The following is a 20,537-nucleotide window of genomic DNA, read 5'->3' as shown; positions in this document are numbered from 1 at the left end:
CGGCAAAGGCCAGTAAGTTTGACGCATAAAGCGTTATACCCTGAAAGCGCTCGTAACAAGTTTATACAGTGAATTTAGTGTCTTACGGTTTGATCGACCGTTGGATTCCCGCGCTGTCGGCCCCTTTTTCGAGATTTGAGCTGTCCATGCAGAAGCCCCAGAAATTCGCCCTAGCCTTCGTTATCGTTCTGCTTGCCGCATCCGGCGGCACCTATGCCTATTTGAAATTCGGACGAGCCGATACGCTGCCGTCAGGCATCGTCACGGGCAATGGCCGGATCGAGGCGACCGAGGTCGATATTGCCAGCAAAAGTGCCGGGCGGCTGGTGTCCGTCGAAGTCGGCGAGGGCGATCTGGTCACCAAAGGTCAGGTGCTGGCGCGCATGGATACGGTGGAATTGCAAAGCCAGCTGCGTGCCGCAAAGGCCAAGATCGCCGAAGCCGAACAGAGCCGCGATGCTTCGGCCTTCAAACTGTCCCAGGCGCAGAGCCAGTTTGATCTCGCCGACAAGGATCTGGAGCGCAAGCTGGTCCTGCTTGGCAAGGGGTTTGTCTCCGATCAGGCGGTCGATAGCCAGAGGTTGAGCCGCGACAGTTCCAAGGCGGCTGTCTCGGCGGCGGAGAGCACGTTGAACAGCGTGCAGGCGACCATCGACAATGCCAAGGCGGAGGCTGATCGCATTGCCCAGACCATCGCCGATGCGACGCTGACGGCACCGAAGGACGGGCGGGTGCTTTACCGGCTGGCGGAGCCGGGCGAGGTGCTGGCGGCGGGCGGTAAGGTGCTGACGGTGCTCGATCTGTCGGATGTCTATATGACGATCTATCTTCCGTCTGCCGACGCTGCGAAAACCGCAATCGGGGCCGAGGGCCGTATCCTGCTTGATATTCTGCCGGACCGGGCCATTCCCGGAACGGTGTCCTTCGTCTCGCCGCAGGCGCAATATACGCCGAAACAGGTTGAAATCCGCAGCGAGCGCGACAGGTTGATGTTCCGCGTCAAGATCAGTGCGCCCAAGGAATTGGTGAAGCAATATCTGCCGCTGGTCAAAACCGGGATCACCGGTCTCGGCTATGTGAAGACCGATGCGGCCGCGGTCTGGCCGGACCGTCTGCAATCCGATCTGACGACAGCGCCTCTCGACCCCTCGGCTTCGAATACCCAACCTTCAGCCAATAAGCCGTAAGCGGGGCAGCCATGGAAAACGCTGTCGAACTGGCAGGCTTGTCCCATTTCTACGGCAAGCGCCAGGCCTTGAGCGCCATCGACCTTGCCATCGCGGCCGGATCGCGGGTGGCCCTGGTCGGGCCGGACGGGGTGGGAAAATCCACGCTTCTGGCGCTGCTGGCGGGCGCAAAAAAAATCCAACAAGGCCGGATCACGGCACTTGGAGCGGATATGGCAAGCGCCGGTGCGCGTACCGACGTGCAGCCGCGCATTGCCTATATGCCACAGGGCCTGGGCCGCAATCTTTATCCCAACCTGACCGTCTGCGAGAACATCGATTTCTTTGGTCGGCTGTTCGGGCAGGACGCGACGGAACGAGCCGGGCGTATCGACCGGCTGCTCAAGGCGACCGGGCTCGATCCGTTCGGTGACCGGTTGATGGGCAAGCTGTCGGGTGGCATGAAGCAGAAGCTCGGTCTGTGCTGCGCCCTGGTGCACGATCCCGATCTCCTGCTGCTCGATGAGCCGACAACCGGTGTCGATCCCTTGTCACGACGGCAATTCTGGGATCTGGTGGAAAGTATCCAGGCCTCGCGGCCCGGCCTGTCGATTATCACCGCCACGTCCGATATGGAGGAGGCGAGCCGGTTCCAGCGCGTGGTTCTGCTCCATGAGGGCCGTATTCTGGCGGATGGCACCTGCGAGGCGCTGCTGCAACAAACCGGGCAGAAGACCCTGGAACAGGCCTTCATTGCGCTTTTGCCGGATGCGGCAAAACAAGGCTATGGCGATCCGCCGCCCAGGCTTGCCTTCGTGGACCGGGGCGAGGTTGCCCTTGAGGCCAAGGAGTTGACCCGGTCATTCGGGGCTTTTACCGCTGTCGATCATGTCAGCTTCCGCATTCCCAAGGGCGAAATTTTCGGCTTCCTCGGTTCGAATGGCTGCGGAAAGTCCACCACCATGAAAATGCTGACCGGGCTTTTGCCAGCCAGTAGCGGCGAGGCGCAGCTGTTCGGCCAGCCGGTCGATGCCAAAAAGGGTGCTGGCGATGCCCGCCGCCGTGTTGGTTATATGTCGCAGGGCTTTTCCCTCTATGGCGAATTGACGGTGCAGCAGAATCTCAACCTGCATGCGGCGATTTTCGACCTGACCGGGGAGGCAGCCAAGACGCGGATCGAGGCCTTGGCGCAAGAGTTCGGCCTTCAGCCCTATTTGCAGTTCCTGTCGAGCGATCTGCTGCTTGGGGTGCGCCAGCGCCTGCAACTGGCCGTGGCGCTGATCCATCAACCGGATATCCTGATCCTCGACGAGCCGACATCCGGCGTCGATCCGCTGGCGCGTGACGGATTCTGGAACGATCTGGTGGAACAATCACGGCAAAACGGCGTGACGATTTTCGTGTCCACCCATTTCATGGCGGAAGCCGAGCGCTGCGACCGCATCGCCTTCATGCATGCTGGTAAGGTGATTGCCTGCGGCACCCCGCAAGAGCTGAAAGAGCAGACCGGCAGCGCCAGCCTGGACGATGCCTTCATCGCCTTCATGAAGGCGGGAGGGCGGCAGGAAAGCCTGACTGACGCAGCAACCCAGCCGCAGGCCGGTGCCGCGACGGTGGCGGAGAACACTGCCGGAGCCTTGGTGCGCAAGGGGTTTTCGCCTGCCCGGCTGATGGCCTATGCCCGGCGCGAGGCGATGGAACTGATGCGCGACAAGATCCGGCTGGGTTTCGCCCTGGCTGGTACGGCGCTGCTGATGCTGATTTTCGGCTACGGCCTGACGCTGGATGTCGATCACCTGCGGTTTGCTGTCCTCGACCGCGACCAGAGTGCCGAAAGCCGGGCCTATATTGATGCCTATGCGGCGTCCTCCGCCTTCACCTTGCAACCGTCCATCTCCGATGAAGCCGGGATGTTGTCGCGGTTGAAGGCCAATGACATCATGTTGGCACTTGATATACCCGAGAAATTCGGCGCCGACCTGCGGGCTGGCAAGCGGCCAAATGTGCTGGCCATGCTGGATGGTGCCATGCCCTTCCGGGCTGAGACGGCGCTCGGCTATGTCTCGGGCGCTCACCAGCGGTTCTTGCAGGAGATTGTCCGTCAATCGGGCGGAACGATCCAGTCGGTGGCTGGCGTGGAAATGCGTTACCGCTACAACCAGGCTTTTCTAAGCCTGAATGCCATGGTGCCAGCGGTGATCGCCTTGCTGCTGGTGTTCATTCCCTCGATCCTGACGGCGCTCGGCGTTGTCTCGGAAAAGGAAATGGGATCGATCAGCAATCTCTACGTGACGCCGGTCACCAAGCTGGAATTTCTACTGGGCAAGCAATTGCCCTATGTGGCCATTGGCTTCATCAACTTCCTGGTCATGTTCCTGCTGGCCGTCTGGCTGTTCGGCGTGCCGTTGAAAGGCTCTCTTGCCGGTCTATCGGTCGCCGCTTTCGTCTATGTGCTGGCGACAACCTCCATCGGCATCTTAAGTTCCACCTTCACCTCGACCCAGGTGGCAGCCCTGTTCGTCACTGCCATCGGCACGATGATGCCCGGCACACAGTTTTCCGGCCTGTTGCAGCCAGTGTCGTCGCTGCACGGCATGGGCCACGCCATCGGCCTGGTGTTTCCCACCACTTATTTCATGCGCGCCAGCGTCGGGGCCTTCACCAAGGGGTTGGGCTTTGCCGAGTTGATGGGCTTTGTCTGGCCGCTGGCGCTGTTCTGGATTGGTGCCATCGGGCTTGGCTGGTCGCTGCTGCGTAAGCAGGAAAGGTAAGGGATATGGATCTTCGCACGGTATTTGCCCTGTTTCGCAAGGAGTTGATCGGGCTTTTGCGCGACAAGGTGCTGATGGCCATGGTCATCTATGCCTTCAGCCTGGCGATCTATACCCAGGCGACTGGACTTTCCCACGATCTGCGCAATGCGACGCTGGCCGTGGTGGACCGGGACATGTCGCAATTGTCGTCTTCCATTCTCGATGGATTGATGCCGCCGCGCTTTCAAAAACCGGTGGCAATCGCACCCCAGGATATCGACCGCGCCATGGATCAGGCGCGCTACACCTTTGTGCTGGATATTCCCGAACGGTTCGAGGCCGATGTTCTCTCGGGGCGTAGCCCCTCTGTGCAGTTGCTGATCGACGCGACCGCGTTGATGCAGGCAGGAATAGGCTCCAGCACGATCCAGCAGATCGTCAGCCAACAGGTCGGGCTTTATGCCCAGCGCGTTGGCGTCTCAAGCACTCAGGCGGTGACGGTGGAAACGCGGCTTGCCTTCAATCAATCGCTGAATTCGGATTGGTTTTCCGGCACGATGGCGCTGATCAACAATATTACCATGCTGGCCATCCTGCTGGCAGGCGCCGCTTTGGTGCGCGAACGGGAACACGGGACGCTGGAACACTTGCTGGTCATGCCGGTCAGGCCTGTCGAAATCATGGTCAGCAAGCTTGCGGCCAATGGTCTGGTCATTCTGGTCATGACGCTGTTTGCCATCATCACCGTGTTGGTCAAGGTGCTCGGCATGCACATCACCGGTTCGCTGACGCTGTATATGGCTGGCGTGGCGCTCTACCTGTTCTTCGTCACCTCGTTCGGGCTGTTTTTAGGCACGCTGGCGCGCAGCATGCCGCAATTGGCGCTGCTGTTCATTCTCACCGCTTTGCCGATGAATATCCTGTCAGGCGGGTTCACCCCGCTGGAAAGCCAGCCGCAATGGCTGCAAAACGCCATGCAGGTCTCACCCTCGACCCATTTCGTCGCCTTTTCGCAGGCCATTCTCTATCGCGGCGCGGGCTTCGAGGTGGTCTGGCCGCAGTTTGCGGCGACGCTTGGCATCGGGCTGGTGTTTTTCCTGTTCAGTCTCAGCCGGTTCCGGACGTTCATCGCCGCGCAGCAGTGAATGAACGTCCTTGAGCGGATAAAAGATCAGCGCTTCATAGAACGCGGATCGAGTGCATCGCGGATACCATCGCCGATATAGTTGACGCTGAGCACGGTCAGTGAAATCGCCAGACCCGGCCAGATGGCGCGGGCAGGGGTGATTTGCAGGAAGTTCACACCGTCATAGAGCAGGCGGCCCCAGGTCGGAAAGTCGGAGGGGAAGCCGAGGCCAAGGAAGCTCAGGGCCGATTCCGTGATGATCGCCGATGCGATGCCGAGCGTTGCCGAGACCATGACCGAGCTGAGCACATTGGGAACAATATGCTTGAGGATCACCCGGTATTCCCGCATGCCGCTCGCCTTGGCTGCCAGCACGAATTCCTGGTTTTTGACCGTCAGCACATCGCCGCGCACGATGCGGGCGGTGTGCATCCAGCTGGTAATGCCGATGACGAAGACGATCAGGATGAAAATCCCGGCCTCCGGGCCGAAGGCGGCGCGCAGCACATCACGAAACAGCATGGTGATGACCAAGAGCAGCGGCAGGATCGGCAGTGCCAGGAACAGATCGGTGATGCGCATCAATGGCCCGTCGATCCGCTTGAAATAGCCTGAGAGGACCCCGACCAAAGTGCCGACGAACAGCGAAATCAACATGGCCACCATGCCGACCGCCAGTGAGATCTGCCCGCCAGCCAAAACCTGGGCGAACAGATCATGACCAAGATTGTCGGTGCCGAACGGATGCATCCAGGACGGTCCCTGGTTCTTGTCGCGGATATTCAGCTTGTTGGGATCGACACGGTGGATCAAAGGTCCGACATAGACGGCCAGAACGATCAGCACGAAGACGGCAAGGCCGATGACCCCGCCTGTATGGCGGCGGAACTGGCCCCAGAGCTGGGCGCTGAAGGATTGGGAGCGGTCGCCTTTGGCCTGGGTGGTGAGGGGCGCATCAGTCATAGCGGATCCTCGGATCGAGAATGCCGTACAACACGTCGGCAATAAGATTGAAGAGTACGATCAGCACGGCGAAGATGAAGGTCAGCGTCTGCACCAGCGGCAGGTCGCCGCTCTGGATGGCGGTGATCAGCAATTGACCAAGACCGTTGACCCGGAAAATCTGCTCGGTGATGATCGCACCGGAAAAGATCGTCGGCACGCCGAGCGCAATCACGGTAACAACCGGGATCAGGCTGTTGCGCAGCACATGCACCAGCAACACGGTCTTTTCCTTGACGCCCTTGGCACGCGCGGTGCGGACATAGTCCTGATGCAGATTATCCAGCATGGAAGCGCGCACGAACCGGCTGATCTGCGAGGTATTGTAGAGCGTCAGCACCATGACCGGCAGCACCATCTGCTTGACCTGGGCGACGAAGCTTGTCCAATCAACCACTTGCAGATTGGTATCGTAGACTGAGGGAAACCAGTGCAGGGTCGAGGAGAAGATCACGATCAGCAGCACGCCGGTAAAGAAGGTCGGCACGGAATAGCCGACCATGGAAACGAAGGTGCCGATCTGATCGAAGATCGAATATTGCTTGTAGGCGGAGATGACGCCAAGCGGAATGGCCAGCAGCACGCCGAACACATAGGACAGACCGACAACCCAGAGCGTCTGCGGCATGCGCTGGACGATCAGGTCGACGACGGGGCTGCGGGTGGTCCAGGACAGGACCCGCAGGCGCTGGCCGGAGCCGACGGTCAGGCCGGTGATCTGCTCGAAAATATTCAGCGGCTCATTGATGAAGAACTGCTTCAGCCACAGGAAGAAGCGGACGATCATCGGCTGGTCGAGGCCAAGGGCGGCGCGCATTTGTTCGCGCACTTCCGGCGGGATCGTCAGCGGCAAATCACCGAGCGGATTGTTGGGGGCCATCGCCAGCAGCGCGAAAATGATGAAGCTGATGATCAGCAGGGTCGGGATGGCAAACAGCAATCGCCGGATCGTATAGGTAAACATTATTTTATATCTCCGGGCGCGCCAGGGAGGAGAGATGAAGCTGGAACCGGGCCTCGGCCCCCAAGGGGAGCCGACAACCGCCAGCTCACCGGACCCGCGTTATGCGGGCCCGGCAAGGCGCTGTTACTTGGTGCGCGACCAGTCGGCGATGTTCCACAACTCGCTGTCCCAGCCGGTCATCTTCATGCCCTTCAGACTTGCAGCAAAAGCCGAAGGTTGACCGCGATAGACGAGCGGCAGATGCGCGCCTGCTTGCGTCAGCATGTCGTTGAGCTTCTTGACGATCTCGACGCGCTCTTCGATCTTGGCGGTCTGGGAAAGCTTGGTGACGAGTGCGTCATAGGCAGGATCGCAATAGCGCGGCATGTTCTGTCCCTGCCAGCCGTTTGCCGGGCTTGGGATCTTGTCGCACATCCATTCGGCCATATAGGATTCCGGGTCGGTGCCGTCGAAATTGTTGGTGTACATTTCAACGTCGGCGTAGAATTTCTGGTAGGTGTCCGGGCTGGATGGATCGCCGCCGAAGAACACCGAGGCCGAGACGTTGCGCAGTTCAGCGCCAACGCCGATCTGCGACCACATATCCTTGACCAGCGCCTGGGTGCCTTGGCGGACGGAGTTGGTCGAGGTCAGGTAGAGGAAGTTCAGCTTCACGCCATTCTTGGCGCGGATGCCGTCGGAACCCTTTTTCCAGCCGGCATCGTCCAGCAGCTTGTTGGCGCCGTCGATATCCTGCTTCAGGCACCAGTCATTGGTGGTGGAGACATAGATATCAGGGCCGGGAACGATGTTGCAGGTCGGCTTGCCAGCCAGGCCATAGCCAGCCTCAACGATCACGTCGCGGTCGATGGCCATCGACAACGCCTTGCGCACGGCCGGGTCGGACAAGGCGGGATGTGGTCCACCTTCTTTGGTGGAGCGCTTGTCGCCCAGCGCCGGATCGGGATTGGTGAAATTGAGGTTGATACGCTCGACCTGGCTGCCGAAGGCGGTGATGATCTTGCCCTTGCCAGCGGCTTCCATGGTTGCCAGCACTTCAGGCTCGACCTGCATGTTCCAGGCATAGTCGTATTCGCCGGTTTCCATCACGGCGCGGGCCGCTGACAGCGCATCGCCGCCGCCCTTCAGCGTGGCGGTTGCAAAGGCGGGCTTGGCCGGATCGCGGTAGTTTTCATTGGCCGTGAAGGTGATCACGTCGTTCGGCTTGAATTCCTTGACCTTGAAGGGGCCGGTGCCAATAGGGGCAAAGTTGGCCGCCGTGCATTCCGGCGCCTTGGCGCCAAGGCAATCCTTGAACTGAGCCTTCTGGATGATCGGTGCCTGCGAGCCGACAAAAGCCGAATAGGGATAGGGCTTTGGTGAGGCGAACGTCACCTTGATGGTCTGCGGATCGAGCGCTTCGACGCTTTTCACACCATCATATTTCTGCTTCTGGGCGCAACCGCCGCCGTCTGCCGTGCAATATTGCCAGGTGAAAATCACGTCATCGGCGGTAACCGGCGTGCCATCCGACCATTTGATGCCGTTCGACAATTTCCAGGTGATGCTGGTCAGATCCTTGGAGACGCCGCCGTTTTCCACGGTCGGGATGGTGTCGACCAGCTTGGGAACCAGTTCCCCCTTTTCATCGAAGCCGGCCAGCGGCTCGATGACGATCGAGGATGCGTATTGCTCCTTGGTGCCACCGGACAGATAGACATTCATGGTGGACACGGCCTGCCAGAAAAGCAGTTTCAGGTCGCCGTCACTGCCGCGCTGGGCCATGGCTGGCGCGCCCGTCATCATCAATGACGCGACGGATGCCGCCAGAATCAACCGGATATTACGCATGGTTTGCTGTTCCCTTGTTAATCTCGTTGTCGAGAGTTTTCTTCTGGCAGCGCAAGCAAGGACGCTGCCAATTTTCCCCATTGCCTTGATGGCACTGAATTTAAAAAGAATATGGCCCTGTGATCCCCTCTGGGCCTGGTCGGATTGCCTGTCCTGATTATTGGTTTGCCCAAATTTTGGGCTATAAAATCACAAGCTCATTTTTCATTCAAGATGGAAAATGCGAGACCATGCATCAACTGTGGATAGGGTGCGGGTCAAAGTACTAGTCAGCGGCAAGGCGCTTCAGACATGCTGGCGTCACTGGCGCCAGCATGTCGCGTATCAATATGCGGTTCTTATAATGGATCTTACTTGCTACGGGTCCAATCCGCAACATTCCACAACTGTGAATCCCACGGATTGAGCTTTGCACCCTTCAGCGTGTTCGAGATGGCTGAGGGTTCGCCGCGATTGACCAGCGGAATGACCAGGCCGTCATTGACGATCATGTCATTCAATGTGCGGACCAGTTCTGCGCGCTTTTCGGTGCCGGAGGTCCTGCGCAGCTCTCCTACCAGCTTGTCATAGGCCGGATCGCAGTAGCGGGCGATGTTTTCCCCCTGCCAGTTGTTGGCGGGAGTGGGGATCTTTTCGCAGGTGAAACCGCCCATGAACTTCTCAGGATCGGTGCTTTCAAAGCCGCTGGCATACATTTGCACGTCGGCATATAGCTTCTGGTAGGTATCCGGGCTGGCCGGGTCGCCGCCGAAGAACACCGAAGCGGAGACATTGCGCAATTCGGTTTCGACGCCGATCTGCGACCACATGTCCTTAACCAGAACCTGTGTGCCCTGGCGCACCGAATTGGTGGTGGTCAGGAACAGGAAGGACAGCTTGCGACCGTCTTTTGCACGGATGCCGTCGGGGCCTTTTTTCCAGCCAGCTTCGTCCAATAGCCTGTTGGCCCCTTCAAGATCTTGGCGTCCGCACCAGGTCTTGGCCTTGGAGGCGAAAATATCCGGGGCGGGAATGATGTTGCAGGTCGGCTGGCCGGCAGCGCCATAGCCTGCTTCAACGATCACGTCGCGGTCGATGGCGAGCGCCAGCGCGCGGCGCACCCTAGGGTCTGACAGGGCTGGATGGGGGCCGGCCTCCTTGGTGGAGCGCTTGGCGCCGAGGGCCGCATCGACGGCGTAGGGGTTGAGTTGGATGCGCTCGACCGTGGAGCTAAAGGCTGAGGTCATGGTGCCCTTGCCGGCTTTCAGCATGGATTCCGTTACTTCCGGCTCCACCACCGTATTCCAGGCAAAATCATATTCGCCGGTTTCCAGCACGGCACGGGCCGCAGACATCGCATCGCCGCCACCTTTCAGGGTGATGCTCGCAAAAGCCGGCTTGGCCGGATCGCGGTAGCGCGGATTGGCGTCAAACAGCACGACGTCATTGGCTTTGAAATCCCGGACGACGAAGGGTCCAGTGCCATGCGGCTTGAAATTGGCCTCTGTACATTGCGGTGCTTTTTCGCCCAGGCAATCCTTGAACTGGGACTGCTGAATGATCGGCGAGAGCTGGCCGACGAAGGCGCTATAGGGAAAGGGTTTGGGGGCATCGAAGGTCACCTTCACGGTCAAAGGGTCGATGGCCTCCACCGATTTCACCCCGTCGAATTTCGCGGCCTGGGCGCAGCCGCCGCCGGGCGCCATGCAGTATTTCCAGGTGAACACCACGTCATCGGCGCTGACGGTGCCGCCGTCCGACCAGGTCAGGCCCGGTTTCAATTTCCAGGTGATGGAGGTCATGTCCTTGGCGATGCCGCCATTGTCGACGGTGGGGATCTCGGCGGCAAGTCGGGTGAACAGATTGCCCTGCTCGTCAAAGCCCGCCAGCGGCTCGATCACCATCGAGGCAGCGTAGACTTCCTTGCTGCCGCCCGACAGATAGGGATTGAGATTGGAAACGGCCTGCCAGAACAGGATCTTCACATCGCCGTCCGTGCCGCGTGCGGCTAGAGCAGGGGTGCTGACAAGGGCTCCCGTGGCTGCGGCTCCCGTCGCTATGAAAATGGCGGCTGCCGATAGTGCCCTTAAGGGCCTGTTGTATGTCATGGTTGCCGTGTCCTGCTTTGGTTGAGATGATCGCATTGCTTCGCAGCACGGCGCCCAGAGTCAAGAACGCAGAGGTTTAATCTACTAAAATAACAGACAAGATGACGGGGCGGTTTGGCATCCGAACGTGGCTTGAGAGCGGCGATCTGATTAAGTTTTGGGCCGTGGCCATTTCAGGCTATTTTTTGTTCATTCATTGCATTTGCGACTTGCAAAACGCTAAAGTTGATGAACAGTATGCCATCGAAAACCGGATGGGAACAGCAAAAAGAGGTCATTCATGCCCATTTTGAACCGTGCCAGCGCCTTGCAGGAAGAGGTCGCAGGCTGGCGGCGCCATTTGCATCAGACACCGGAACTGTTGTTCGATGTGCATCAGACAGCCGCTTTCGTCACGCAGAAGCTGAAGGAATTCGGTTGCGACGTGGTGGAAACAGGCATTGGCAGAACGGGTGTCGTCGGCATCATCAAGGGCAATCGCGGCGAGGGCACCACCATTGGCATGCGTGCCGACATGGATGCCTTGCCGATCACCGAAATCACCGGTGCGCCATGGGCCTCGACGGTGCCGGGCAAGATGCATGCCTGCGGCCATGACGGCCACACCGCCATGTTGCTGGGCGCGGCGAAGCATCTGGCCGAAACCCGTAATTTCGCAGGCTCGGTTGCGGTGATCTTCCAGCCGGCGGAAGAAGGCGGCGGCGGCGGTCTTGCCATGGTGCAGGACGGGATGATGGACAGGTTCGGCATTTCCCAGGTGTTCGGCATGCACAATGCGCCGGGCGTGCCGCTTGGCGATTTCGCCATTCGCAAGGGGTCGCTGATGGCGGCGTCCGATACGTTCGAGATCGTCATCAAGGGCAAGGGAAGCCACGCCGCCCAGCCGCATATGTCGGTCGATCCGGTCCTGGTTTCGGCGCATGTGATCATTGCCTTGCAATCGATCGTGTCGCGCGGCGTCGATCCGCTGGAATCGCTGGTTATCAGCGTCACCACCACCCATGGCGGTGATGCCTATAATGTCATTCCGATGGATGTGACCCTGACCGGAACTGTGCGCACCCTGCTGCCGCAGATCCGTGATTTTGCCGAAAAGCGCGTGCAGGAAGTGGCAAGTGCTACGGCCATGGCGCATGGCGCTATCGCCGAAGTGCATTATCACCGGGGCTATCCGGTCACTTTCAACCACGCGCAAGAGACGGAGTTTGCCGCCTCGGTTGCCGCCAGGATCTCCGGCGAAAACCGGGTGAAGACCGACATGGCGCCGAAAATGGGCGCCGAGGATTTTTCCTACATGCTGGAAAGCCGTCCGGGCGCCTTCATTTTCCTAGGGGTCGGCGACACCGCCAATCTTCACCATCCGGCCTATGACTTCAATGACGAGGCCATTCCCTATGGCATCAGCTATTGGGTGGAATTGGCCGAAACCGGTTTGGCAGCCTGACAGGCTGTCTCCCGTGTTTGTCGCGGTGGATCAATTATAAAGTGCCTCGGTCGTGAAATCGGGGCCAAAACAGGGGAAAGCACATCTATGGCTGAAGATCTCACCACGCAGAACGAGCTTGTCCAGCCGGTTCTGTCCGTGCGCAATCTGACCACTTCGTTTCGGATCGGCGACCAGTGGTCTTCCGTGGTGCGCAATATGAGCTTCGATGTCGCGCCGCGCGAGACCGTCGCCATTGTCGGCGAATCCGGCTCGGGCAAGAGTGTGACATCCTTGTCGATCATGCAATTGCTGCCGAAGAATTTCAGCCGGATCGAGGGCAGCATCAAGCTGAACGGTCGTGAATTGCTGACGCTGGCGCCGGAAGAGATGCGCCGGGTGCGCGGCAATGATATTGCGATGATCTTCCAGGAGCCGATGACCAGCCTCAACCCGATCTTCCCGATCGGCAAGCAGATCGCCGAGGCCATCCTGTGTCACCGCGATATTTCTAGGGCAGAGGCGAAATCCGAAGTGATCCGGCTGTTGGAAAAGGTCCGCATTCCCAATGCCAAAAGCCGGTTTGATGAATTCCCTCACCAGTTTTCCGGCGGCATGCGCCAGCGCGTGATGATTGCCATGGCACTGGCCACCAAGCCGAAATTGCTGATTGCCGACGAACCGACCACGGCGCTGGATGTCACCATCCAGGGCCAGATCCTCGATCTGATCAAGGTCCTGCAGGAAGAAGAGGGCATGTCGGTGCTGTTCATCACCCATGACATGGGAGTTGTGGCAGAGGTGTCCGACCGCACCATCGTGATGTTCCGGGGGGAGATGGTCGAAGGCGGCACGACGGACGATATTTTCAACCGTGGCCAGCATCCCTATACGCGGGCCCTGCTGTCGGCAGTTCCCAAGCTTGGTTCGATGCACGGTCATGCCTTGCCGATGCGGTTTCCCGTGATCGACATCAAAACCGGTGACACCCTGGTCGAGGAGGCGGAAGTCGGCGCGCTCGACATGGTGCCGCGCCCGATCCTCGAAGTGAAAAACCTGACGACCCGCTTTGCTATCCGCTCCGGCCTGCTGGGGCGCAAGTCCGGCGCTGTGCATGCGGTGGAAAATGTCAGCTTCGATCTCAGGCCCGGCGAGACCCTGTCGCTGGTCGGTGAATCCGGTTGCGGCAAATCGACGACGGGCCGCTCGATCACCCGGCTGATCGAGCCGAGCAGCGGCACGATCGCGCTTGACGGTTATAATGTCATGTCGCTCGACAGCAGCACCCTGCGCAAGATGCGCCGCAGCATCCAGATGGTGTTTCAGGACCCCTTTGCGAGCCTTGATCCGCGCATGTCGGTGGGCACCGCTGTGATGGAACCGTTTCTGGAGCATAATCTCGGCACCAAGGCACAGGCGCGCGAAAAGGCTGCCGATCTGTTGCAGCGTGTGGGCCTCAGCGCCGATATGATGCGCCGCTATCCGCATGAGTTTTCCGGCGGCCAGCGCCAGCGCGTCGCCATTGCCCGCTCGCTGATGCTCGACCCGAAAGTCATCGTTGCCGACGAGGCGGTGTCGGCGCTTGATGTCTCGATCAAGGCCCAGGTCTGCAATCTCCTGCTCGATTTGCAGGAAAGCTTCAATCTCGCCTATCTGTTCATTTCCCACGACATGGCGGTGGTGGAGCGCGTCAGCCACCGGGTGGCGGTAATGTATCTGGGTGAAATCGTCGAGATCGGACCGCGCCAGGCGGTGTTCGATAATCCGCAGCATCCGTATACCAAAAAGCTGATCGCCGCGGTGCCGGTGCCCGATCCGGCGCGTCGCAATATCACCCGGCAAATGTCGACCGATGAAATCAAGAGCCCTGTCCGGCCCCTGGGCTATGAACCGCCAGCGCGCCATTACCGGGAAGTCTCGGCGGGGCATCTGGTACAGGAAACGGCGTAAGCACCGCTCGTCCTTACGCCATCGTCTTGCCCTTGCGCTGGCGTCCGGGAGTTTCCATATGCCGTTCGCTGCGGAGCGCTTTTCGGGTTCCGTATCGACCTTTGAGGAGCGGTAATGGATCAGAGAGTAGGCGGTGAAGCGGAGCAGACGGAGGCCCTGCCGCTTTCGCAGATCCTTTTTCGGATTGCCGAGGATGAAACGCGGGCGCGGGTCTCAATCGGCGATCTGTTTGCAGCGCTCGGCGATCGGGCTTTCGGCGCATTGATCCTGATCTTCGCGCTTCCCAATATCGTGCCGACCCCGCCTGGCACATCCGCCATAACAGGCGCGCCTCTGGTCTTTCTGGCGGCACAGTTGATGCTGGGCTGGCGGCCCTGGCTGCCGGGCTGGATCACCAAACGCTCGCTGGCGCGGGCCGATTTTTCCGCCATCGTCGCCAGGATCGTGCCCTGGCTTGCCCGGGGCGAGAGGCTGCTGAAGCCGCGCTTTGGCCTGCTGGTAAAGGGACCGGCGGAAAACCTTCTCGGGATCATGGCCTTCATTCTGGCCATCATTCTCGCATTGCCCATTCCGCTCGGCAATATCCTGCCAGCCATTGCCCTGTCGCTGTTTGCCTTCGCACTTCTGGAGAAGGACGGGCTTTACGCTCTGGCGGGCAGTGTAGTGTTTCTTCTGTCGATTGTGGTTGTCGCGGGCGTGATTGTGGCGCTCGGCAAGGCGGCCTTGTTGCTGTTCAGCATATCCTTTGGCTAAACCGAATTGCCTGGGACTGAGCCCTGCGCTGCCGGAATGGCGGTGACGTTTACCAGGGCGTGTCTCGCCATTCCTTTACGGCTTTTGGGTTGCTAATCGACCATATGGCAAGTTTCGCGACAGCTTCGCTTCCTATCTTTCCCCATGATCGCCGGTCGAGCGTATGTCGACTAAACGCTTTGTTGCTGACCTGCGTCGGCAATTACCACAATGGGGATTTGCCGTGGCAACGTCTAATAAGACAACGACTGTAAGCAGTCTTGATGGTTTGACTGGAACGAGTGCAACGGACATTATTCTCCTGACTGATCAGGTTTCGGGCGCTTACCTTGATCTTGGCGGTGGCAGCGACAAGCTGATCCTTGGCAATTTCGACAATGATGTGACATTGTCCAATGTCGAATCCGTTTTGGGCGGTACCGGTGCGGATTCGATTTTCTACGATACCAAGGCTACCTCAGGTTACATCGATCTGGGCGCGGGCATCGACAGCCTGACCTTTTCAGACCTTGGCGTCACCGCAACCATCCTCAATGTGGAAACGATCGTCGCTGGCCAGGGCAATGACTATTTGACGATGAGCGCCCAGGCGCTCGGAACCTATATCGATCTCGGAACCGGTTCGGACCGGGTGATCCTCGGCAAATTCGATAATTCGCTCACCCTGATCGATGTTGAGACGGTTACCGGCAGTACCAAGTCCGATATCGTGATTATGGAGAATAAAAGTGGCGATCAGACGCGCCGCGTGGATCTCGGTTCCGGCAACGACTCTGTCAGCCTGGGCGATGGCGGCGGCACGGTCTATGTCTCCAATACCGAAACAATCGTGGCTGGCAGCGGCGACGACCGCATTCAGCTGAACAGCAAGGCTTCCAATTTCAATATTGATGCCGGTGAAGGCGATGATACTGTCGTTCTCAGCAATTATACCAATAAGCTGACAATCTCAGGTGCCGAAAGCATCGTCGGATCGAGCGGAAGCGATCACGTCACGATCGGGAGTGCGTTTACCGGCGGATATGTTTCCTTGAATGGCGGCAATGATACGCTTGTTCTGGGAGATTACGTTAATTCCGTCAGTGTCTATGGTGTCGAGACGATTTATGGTGGCGCTAGCAGCGATTTTATCTATATGCAGGAGGCCAAGTCCGGTGGTCTGATCAATCTCGGAGATGGTGAAGATACCCTGGTCTTCAATGAAGACGGCGGCACGGCCACCTTGAAAAATGTCGAGAATATCATCGGCAGTGAAACCAAAGACTATATTATTTTCAAAACGCAGGTAACCGGCGGCCTGATCGATCTGGACGACGATGGCGACCGAGTAACACTGGCCAAGTACAATAACACTGTCACTTTCGCTAATGTCGAAACCATTACCGGCGACAGTTCCAGCGACATCATCACGCTGACCACCGAGCTGACCAAGGGCACGATCAATCTCAGCACCGGCATGGACAAGCTGACCCTGGCCGATGGTTCCAACACGATCAATATTTCCGGTGTCGAAACCCTGATCGGCGGCGATGGTGAAGACACGATCAGTTTCTCGGTCGCCTCGACGGGTGGTGAAATCGACCTTAAGGGCGGCGATGATACATTGACGCTTACCGGTTCTGGACGAACCTTGACCATTTCAAACGTCGAGACAATTCTGGGCAGTTCCGCCAGCGAGCAGATCCTTTACAAGACCCTGTTGACCGGCAATCTGATCTCGCTCGGCTCCGGCTCTGACAAGCTCACGATGGGTGATTTTGATAATACCGTTTCCATTGCCGGGATTGAAACCATCGTCGGCGGCACCGAGACCGATCAAGTGTATATCACCAGCGCCATTACCGGCTCGCTGATCGATCTGGGTACCGGCAACGATACGGTGACCATCATGAAAGGTGGCACGATCACCGCTCGCAATATCGAGAGCATCATCGGCGATGACGGCATCGACGTCGTTAAGTTTGATCGCGCCGCGCAGGACGTCTATCTCGACCTGGGTGCGGGCAATGACAGCGTCACCTTCGGCAATTTCAACAATACCGCGATGATTTTGAACGTCGAGACCATCAATGCTGGCACGTCCAGCGACGTCATCACGCTCGGTACCGACATTTCTGCCGGTACGATCGACCTCGGTAAGGGCCTCGACAAGCTGACGCTGAGTGACGAGGGCGGCACCCTGACCGCGGTCAATATCGAAACGATTATCGGCGGTGCGGCGGACGACGTCGTGACGGTTTCAGGAACCGTGACCATTGGCACGATCGATCTTGGTGCTGGTGACGATACGTTGACGGTCGGTGGCAGTGCGACTGTGACCGTGCAGAATGTCGAAACGCTGGTAGGCGGAGCCGGAACCCAGAAAATCATCCTTGCCAGTGGGTTCAAGGGCAGTATCGATCTTGCCGACGGCATCGATACCATCATCATGGCCGATGTCGATGACGCCGACGCGACCGCCATGAAGAACCTCATCACGATTTCCAATGTCGAAACCATCACCGGCGGTTCCGGTTCGGATACGGTCGTCATCGGCACGGTCGGCGGCGCGACCATGATCGATCTGGGCGATGGCATCGATACCTTGAAATTCCAGGATAATGGCGGATCGTTGACGGCTGCCAATGTGGAGACGATCATCGGCGGGACCGGCGATGAAGTCATCCGGTTCAATGCGACGGTCACTGGCGTCAATATCGACCTCGGCGATGGCAATGACACCGTCATCTTTGGCAATTATGCCAATACGGCCATACTTGCCAATGTGGAAAGCATCTCTGGCGGCACTAACAGCGACGTGTTCACGCTGGCCTCCAGTACGACCGGCATGACCCTCAATCTCGGCAATGGTCTTGACAGTCTGACGCTGGCGGGTGAAGGCGGTACGCTGACGGTCTCCAGCATCGAAACGATTGTCGGGTCGGCTGTCGACGACATCATTACACTTTCAGCCTATATGACCGGTGGCACGATTTCGCTTGGTGCCGGCAATGACCAGTTCATCATCGGTGATGTCGGCGGCACGGCGACCGTTTCAGGCGTTGAAACAGTGACGGGTGGTGCTGCCGCCGATCTTATCACGCTTGCCGAAGGTGCATCGGGCTATATCAACCTGGGCGCAGGTCAGGATGGCGTGATCTTCTCGGCATCCGGCAACACGGTGACCCTGTCGGGTGTCGAAACGGTGACCGGTGGTGAGGGAGACGATACGGTCGAGTTTTCCGACGCGATAACGGCAACCACGATCAAGCTTGGGGCCGGCAACGATGTTCTGCAAATGTCGGAACTGGGCGGCACTGTCACCGTCACCGGCGCAGAATCCATCCTCGGCGATGTCGGCAGCGACGTCATCACCCTTGGCGAACAGATTACGGGTGGCTTCATCAATCTCAATGCTGGCAGTGACCGCCTGATCCTGTCTTCCGCCAACAATACGGTGACGGTGGAAAATATCGAAACGGTGACTGGCGGCTCGATGATCGACGACATCACCTTGTCTGGCGTCTATACCGGCGGCACGCTGGATCTGGGCAGCGGCAATGACCTGCTGACGTTCGGCGAATCCGGAACCGTCACGATCGCCAATGTCGAAACGGTGGTCGGGTCAACCGGCGACGATGTGCTGACTGTCAGCGGTTCGATCGGCGGGGCAACTCTAAATCTGGGCGATGGCCAGGATACCCTGAGCTGGAGCGCGGGCCTGACGGCAACGGTTTCCAACGTTGAGACGGTCAATGGTGGCTCCAATGCCGACATCATCACGCTGGCCACGCAATGGACCGGTGGATTTATCGATCTGGGCGATGGTTCCGACAAGCTCACGCTGGCCGACACAACCAATACGGTGACGGTGGCGAATGCAGAAACCATCATCGGTCAGTCCATGGCTGACTATATCGCCATCAACAGCACGACCTATAGCGGCTATATTTCACTGGGTGGGGACAAGGACGAAGTCAAGCTGGCTTCTTCTTCGAGCACGGTGACAATCGTCGGCGTTGAAACGGTCACGGGTGGTTCCGGCGACGATAAGGTGACATTGGGTGCTCAGGTGTCGGGCATCGAACTCAACCTGGCCGACGGTAACGACGTGGTCACGCTCGGCAATTATTCCAATATGATCAGCCTCTATAATGTCGAATCCGTCACCGGCGGCAGCAATACCGATGTGGTCTATATCAGGGACACGGAAATCTCCAACGGCCAGTATTTCTTGGGTACAGGCGCGGATTACCTGAACTTTGAGAAAGCCGCGACCGCGACTGTTTCCAGTGTCGAAACCCTGGTCGGTTCTGCCTATGACGATACGATCACCATTTCCGGCCAGTATACCGGCGTGACGATTGATCTGAGCACGGGATCTGACACGTTGACGCTCGGTTCCGCCTCGACGCTGACCACGGCCAATATCGAGTATATCACCGGTAGTACGGGGGCCGATTTGATCGTGCTGTCGGGCAGCACCAATACGACGGTGGACTTGGGGTCTGGCAATGACACGATCTATATGAGCAGCGGCTCCGATACAGTGACGGGCGGGGCCGGATCCGACCTCTTCACCTTCACCTCCGCGGACAAGTCGACCACGTCGAACCCGGACAAGATCACCGACTTCGTCAATGGTGAGGACAAGCTGGTGATCAGCGGGCTGACCGGCACCTTCTCCTACCTTGGGACATCAACTAGCCTTTCGGCCAGCGGCAATTCGGAAGCCTATTTCGTCAATGATACGGCAACTCTGTTTGTCGATACCAATGGTGACGGGACGGTAGATATGCAGATGACCTTGTCCGGCAAGACCGCCGACAACATGTCGGGCAGCGACTTCCGCTGGAGCTGATAAAGCAGTGCTCCCGGCCCTGGGTTTCTTGACCTGGGCCGGGCAACTGTCTGTGTACGAGCATTGCACGGCATCGAAAACCGGTTCCCAGTGTTCGCTTCGGTGTTGTATCGTGGCATTTCCACGAATCGGAGACCTGCAATGATTGAAGTTCCGGTGTCCTGGGGTGAGTTGATCGACAAGATCACCATTCTCCAGATCAAGTCAGAGCGGATCACGGATGAGGCCAAGCGCACCAATGTCGAGCGCGAGTTGTCCCTGCTCAATGAACGGCTGAAGCCGGTGGCCGATCATCAGGGTGTCGTCGCCATCAGCCGTGATCTTCTGTCCGTCAATACGGCGCTCTGGGAGATCGAGGACGATATCCGCGATTGCGAGCGCGACGGCGATTTCGGTCCGCGTTTCGTGTCTCTCGCCCGTTCGGTCTATGTCACCAATGACCGGCGTGCCGAGTTGAAGCGGCAGATCAATGTCGAGCTGGGCTCTGACATCATCGAGGAAAAGTCCTACAAGCCTTATGCTGCGGCCTGATTGATGTTGGCATTGGTCTTTGATTCATGTTTGGGACTCTTTGACCTTTAGGCGAGGATGCATGAGCATGTTTTCGCCTTGATATGAAATGGCCGACGCGCCGATTTTGGGT

General features: G+C 58.6%; 12 protein-coding genes. 8 read left to right on the top strand and 4 right to left on the bottom strand.

What is annotated here, in order from left to right:
- The first annotated feature begins 146 nt into the window (after positions 1 to 146).
- From G6L01_RS13675 to G6L01_RS13665, 3 genes are read left to right on the top strand one after another with little or no spacing between them, the layout of a single operon-like run.
- Positions 147 to 1,187: an HlyD family secretion protein gene (locus tag G6L01_RS13675; protein ID WP_071206569.1), complete on the top strand. Its 1,041-nt coding sequence runs from the start codon at positions 147 to 149 to the stop codon at positions 1,185 to 1,187.
- Between the two features lie 11 nt (positions 1,188 to 1,198).
- The gene (gene rbbA / locus G6L01_RS13670) at positions 1,199 to 3,937 is read left to right on the top strand and encodes a ribosome-associated ATPase/putative transporter RbbA (protein WP_070166914.1); all 2,739 of its coding nucleotides are present in this window, start codon (positions 1,199 to 1,201) and stop codon (positions 3,935 to 3,937) included.
- Between the two features lie 5 nt (positions 3,938 to 3,942).
- Positions 3,943 to 5,064, top strand: coding sequence for an ABC transporter permease (locus tag G6L01_RS13665; RefSeq protein WP_070166913.1), 1,122 nt, complete (start codon positions 3,943 to 3,945; stop codon positions 5,062 to 5,064).
- 26 nt (positions 5,065 to 5,090) lie between these two features.
- On the opposite strand, the gene G6L01_RS13660 is transcribed toward G6L01_RS13665, so the two are convergent.
- The 4 genes from G6L01_RS13660 to G6L01_RS13645 all read right to left on the bottom strand — a co-directional run bounded on the left by G6L01_RS13660 (position 5,091) and on the right by G6L01_RS13645 (position 10,928).
- The gene (locus G6L01_RS13660; RefSeq protein ID WP_071206509.1) at positions 5,091 to 6,008 is read right to left on the bottom strand and encodes an ABC transporter permease; all 918 of its coding nucleotides are present in this window, start codon (positions 6,006 to 6,008) and stop codon (positions 5,091 to 5,093) included.
- On the bottom strand, positions 6,001 to 7,011 hold the full coding sequence (locus G6L01_RS13655) for an ABC transporter permease (RefSeq protein WP_015917205.1): 1,011 nt from the start codon (positions 7,009 to 7,011) through the stop codon (positions 6,001 to 6,003). Before G6L01_RS13655 ends, G6L01_RS13660 begins: the two co-directional genes overlap by 8 nt.
- 123 nt (positions 7,012 to 7,134) lie before the next feature.
- A complete protein-coding gene (locus tag G6L01_RS13650) occupies positions 7,135 to 8,841 on the bottom strand; it encodes a peptide ABC transporter substrate-binding protein (RefSeq protein WP_070166910.1) in 1,707 nt (568 codons plus the stop codon).
- Positions 8,842 to 9,191: 350 nt separating this feature from the next.
- Positions 9,192 to 10,928 carry a peptide ABC transporter substrate-binding protein gene (locus tag G6L01_RS13645; protein WP_070166909.1) on the bottom strand — a complete coding sequence of 579 codons (1,737 nt, stop codon included), beginning with the start codon at positions 10,926 to 10,928 and terminating at the stop codon, positions 9,192 to 9,194.
- Positions 10,929 to 11,208: 280 nt separating this feature from the next.
- Between G6L01_RS13645 and G6L01_RS13640 the strand changes: the two genes are divergently transcribed.
- The 5 genes from G6L01_RS13640 to G6L01_RS13620 all read left to right on the top strand — a co-directional run bounded on the left by G6L01_RS13640 (position 11,209) and on the right by G6L01_RS13620 (position 20,425).
- Complete coding sequence (locus G6L01_RS13640) at positions 11,209 to 12,372, top strand: M20 aminoacylase family protein (protein ID WP_070166908.1); 1,164 nt, start codon at positions 11,209 to 11,211, stop codon at positions 12,370 to 12,372.
- Between the two features lie 87 nt (positions 12,373 to 12,459).
- Positions 12,460 to 14,301: an ABC transporter ATP-binding protein gene (locus tag G6L01_RS13635; protein ID WP_070166907.1), complete on the top strand. Its 1,842-nt coding sequence runs from the start codon at positions 12,460 to 12,462 to the stop codon at positions 14,299 to 14,301.
- Between the two features lie 114 nt (positions 14,302 to 14,415).
- The gene (locus G6L01_RS13630; RefSeq protein WP_071206511.1) at positions 14,416 to 15,054 is read left to right on the top strand and encodes an exopolysaccharide biosynthesis protein; all 639 of its coding nucleotides are present in this window, start codon (positions 14,416 to 14,418) and stop codon (positions 15,052 to 15,054) included.
- 223 nt (positions 15,055 to 15,277) lie between these two features.
- Positions 15,278 to 19,894, top strand: a complete 4,617-nt coding sequence (locus G6L01_RS13625; protein ID WP_139190343.1) for a beta strand repeat-containing protein — start codon at positions 15,278 to 15,280, stop codon at positions 19,892 to 19,894.
- Between the two features lie 141 nt (positions 19,895 to 20,035).
- Complete coding sequence (locus tag G6L01_RS13620) at positions 20,036 to 20,425, top strand: DUF6165 family protein (RefSeq protein ID WP_070166904.1); 390 nt, start codon at positions 20,036 to 20,038, stop codon at positions 20,423 to 20,425.
- The last annotated feature ends 112 nt before the right edge of the window (positions 20,426 to 20,537 follow it).

Origin of the sequence: Agrobacterium vitis, from assembly GCF_013337045.2 — a bacterium.
Classification (GTDB): domain Bacteria; phylum Pseudomonadota; class Alphaproteobacteria; order Rhizobiales; family Rhizobiaceae; genus Allorhizobium; species Allorhizobium vitis_B.
The sequence above is the reverse complement of the archived record's forward strand: the minus strand, read 5'-3'. Positions and strand labels throughout refer to the sequence as shown.

What these genes read in the sequence shown, in the direction of transcription:
- G6L01_RS13675 (WP_071206569.1), top strand. Translation starts at nt 147, where the DNA reads ATGCAGAAGCCCCAGAAATTCGCCCTAGCCTTCGTTATCGTTCTGCTT.
- rbbA (WP_070166914.1), top strand. Translation starts at nt 1,199, where the DNA reads ATGGAAAACGCTGTCGAACTGGCAGGCTTGTCCCATTTCTACGGCAAG.
- G6L01_RS13665 (WP_070166913.1), top strand. Translation starts at nt 3,943, where the DNA reads ATGGATCTTCGCACGGTATTTGCCCTGTTTCGCAAGGAGTTGATCGGG.
- G6L01_RS13660 (WP_071206509.1), bottom strand. Translation starts at nt 6,008, where the DNA reads ATGACTGATGCGCCCCTCACCACCCAGGCCAAAGGCGACCGCTCCCAA.
- G6L01_RS13655 (WP_015917205.1), bottom strand. Translation starts at nt 7,011, where the DNA reads ATGTTTACCTATACGATCCGGCGATTGCTGTTTGCCATCCCGACCCTG.
- G6L01_RS13650 (WP_070166910.1), bottom strand. Translation starts at nt 8,841, where the DNA reads ATGCGTAATATCCGGTTGATTCTGGCGGCATCCGTCGCGTCATTGATG.
- G6L01_RS13645 (WP_070166909.1), bottom strand. Translation starts at nt 10,928, where the DNA reads ATGACATACAACAGGCCCTTAAGGGCACTATCGGCAGCCGCCATTTTC.
- G6L01_RS13640 (WP_070166908.1), top strand. Translation starts at nt 11,209, where the DNA reads ATGCCCATTTTGAACCGTGCCAGCGCCTTGCAGGAAGAGGTCGCAGGC.
- G6L01_RS13635 (WP_070166907.1), top strand. Translation starts at nt 12,460, where the DNA reads ATGGCTGAAGATCTCACCACGCAGAACGAGCTTGTCCAGCCGGTTCTG.
- G6L01_RS13630 (WP_071206511.1), top strand. Translation starts at nt 14,416, where the DNA reads ATGGATCAGAGAGTAGGCGGTGAAGCGGAGCAGACGGAGGCCCTGCCG.
- G6L01_RS13620 (WP_070166904.1), top strand. Translation starts at nt 20,036, where the DNA reads ATGATTGAAGTTCCGGTGTCCTGGGGTGAGTTGATCGACAAGATCACC.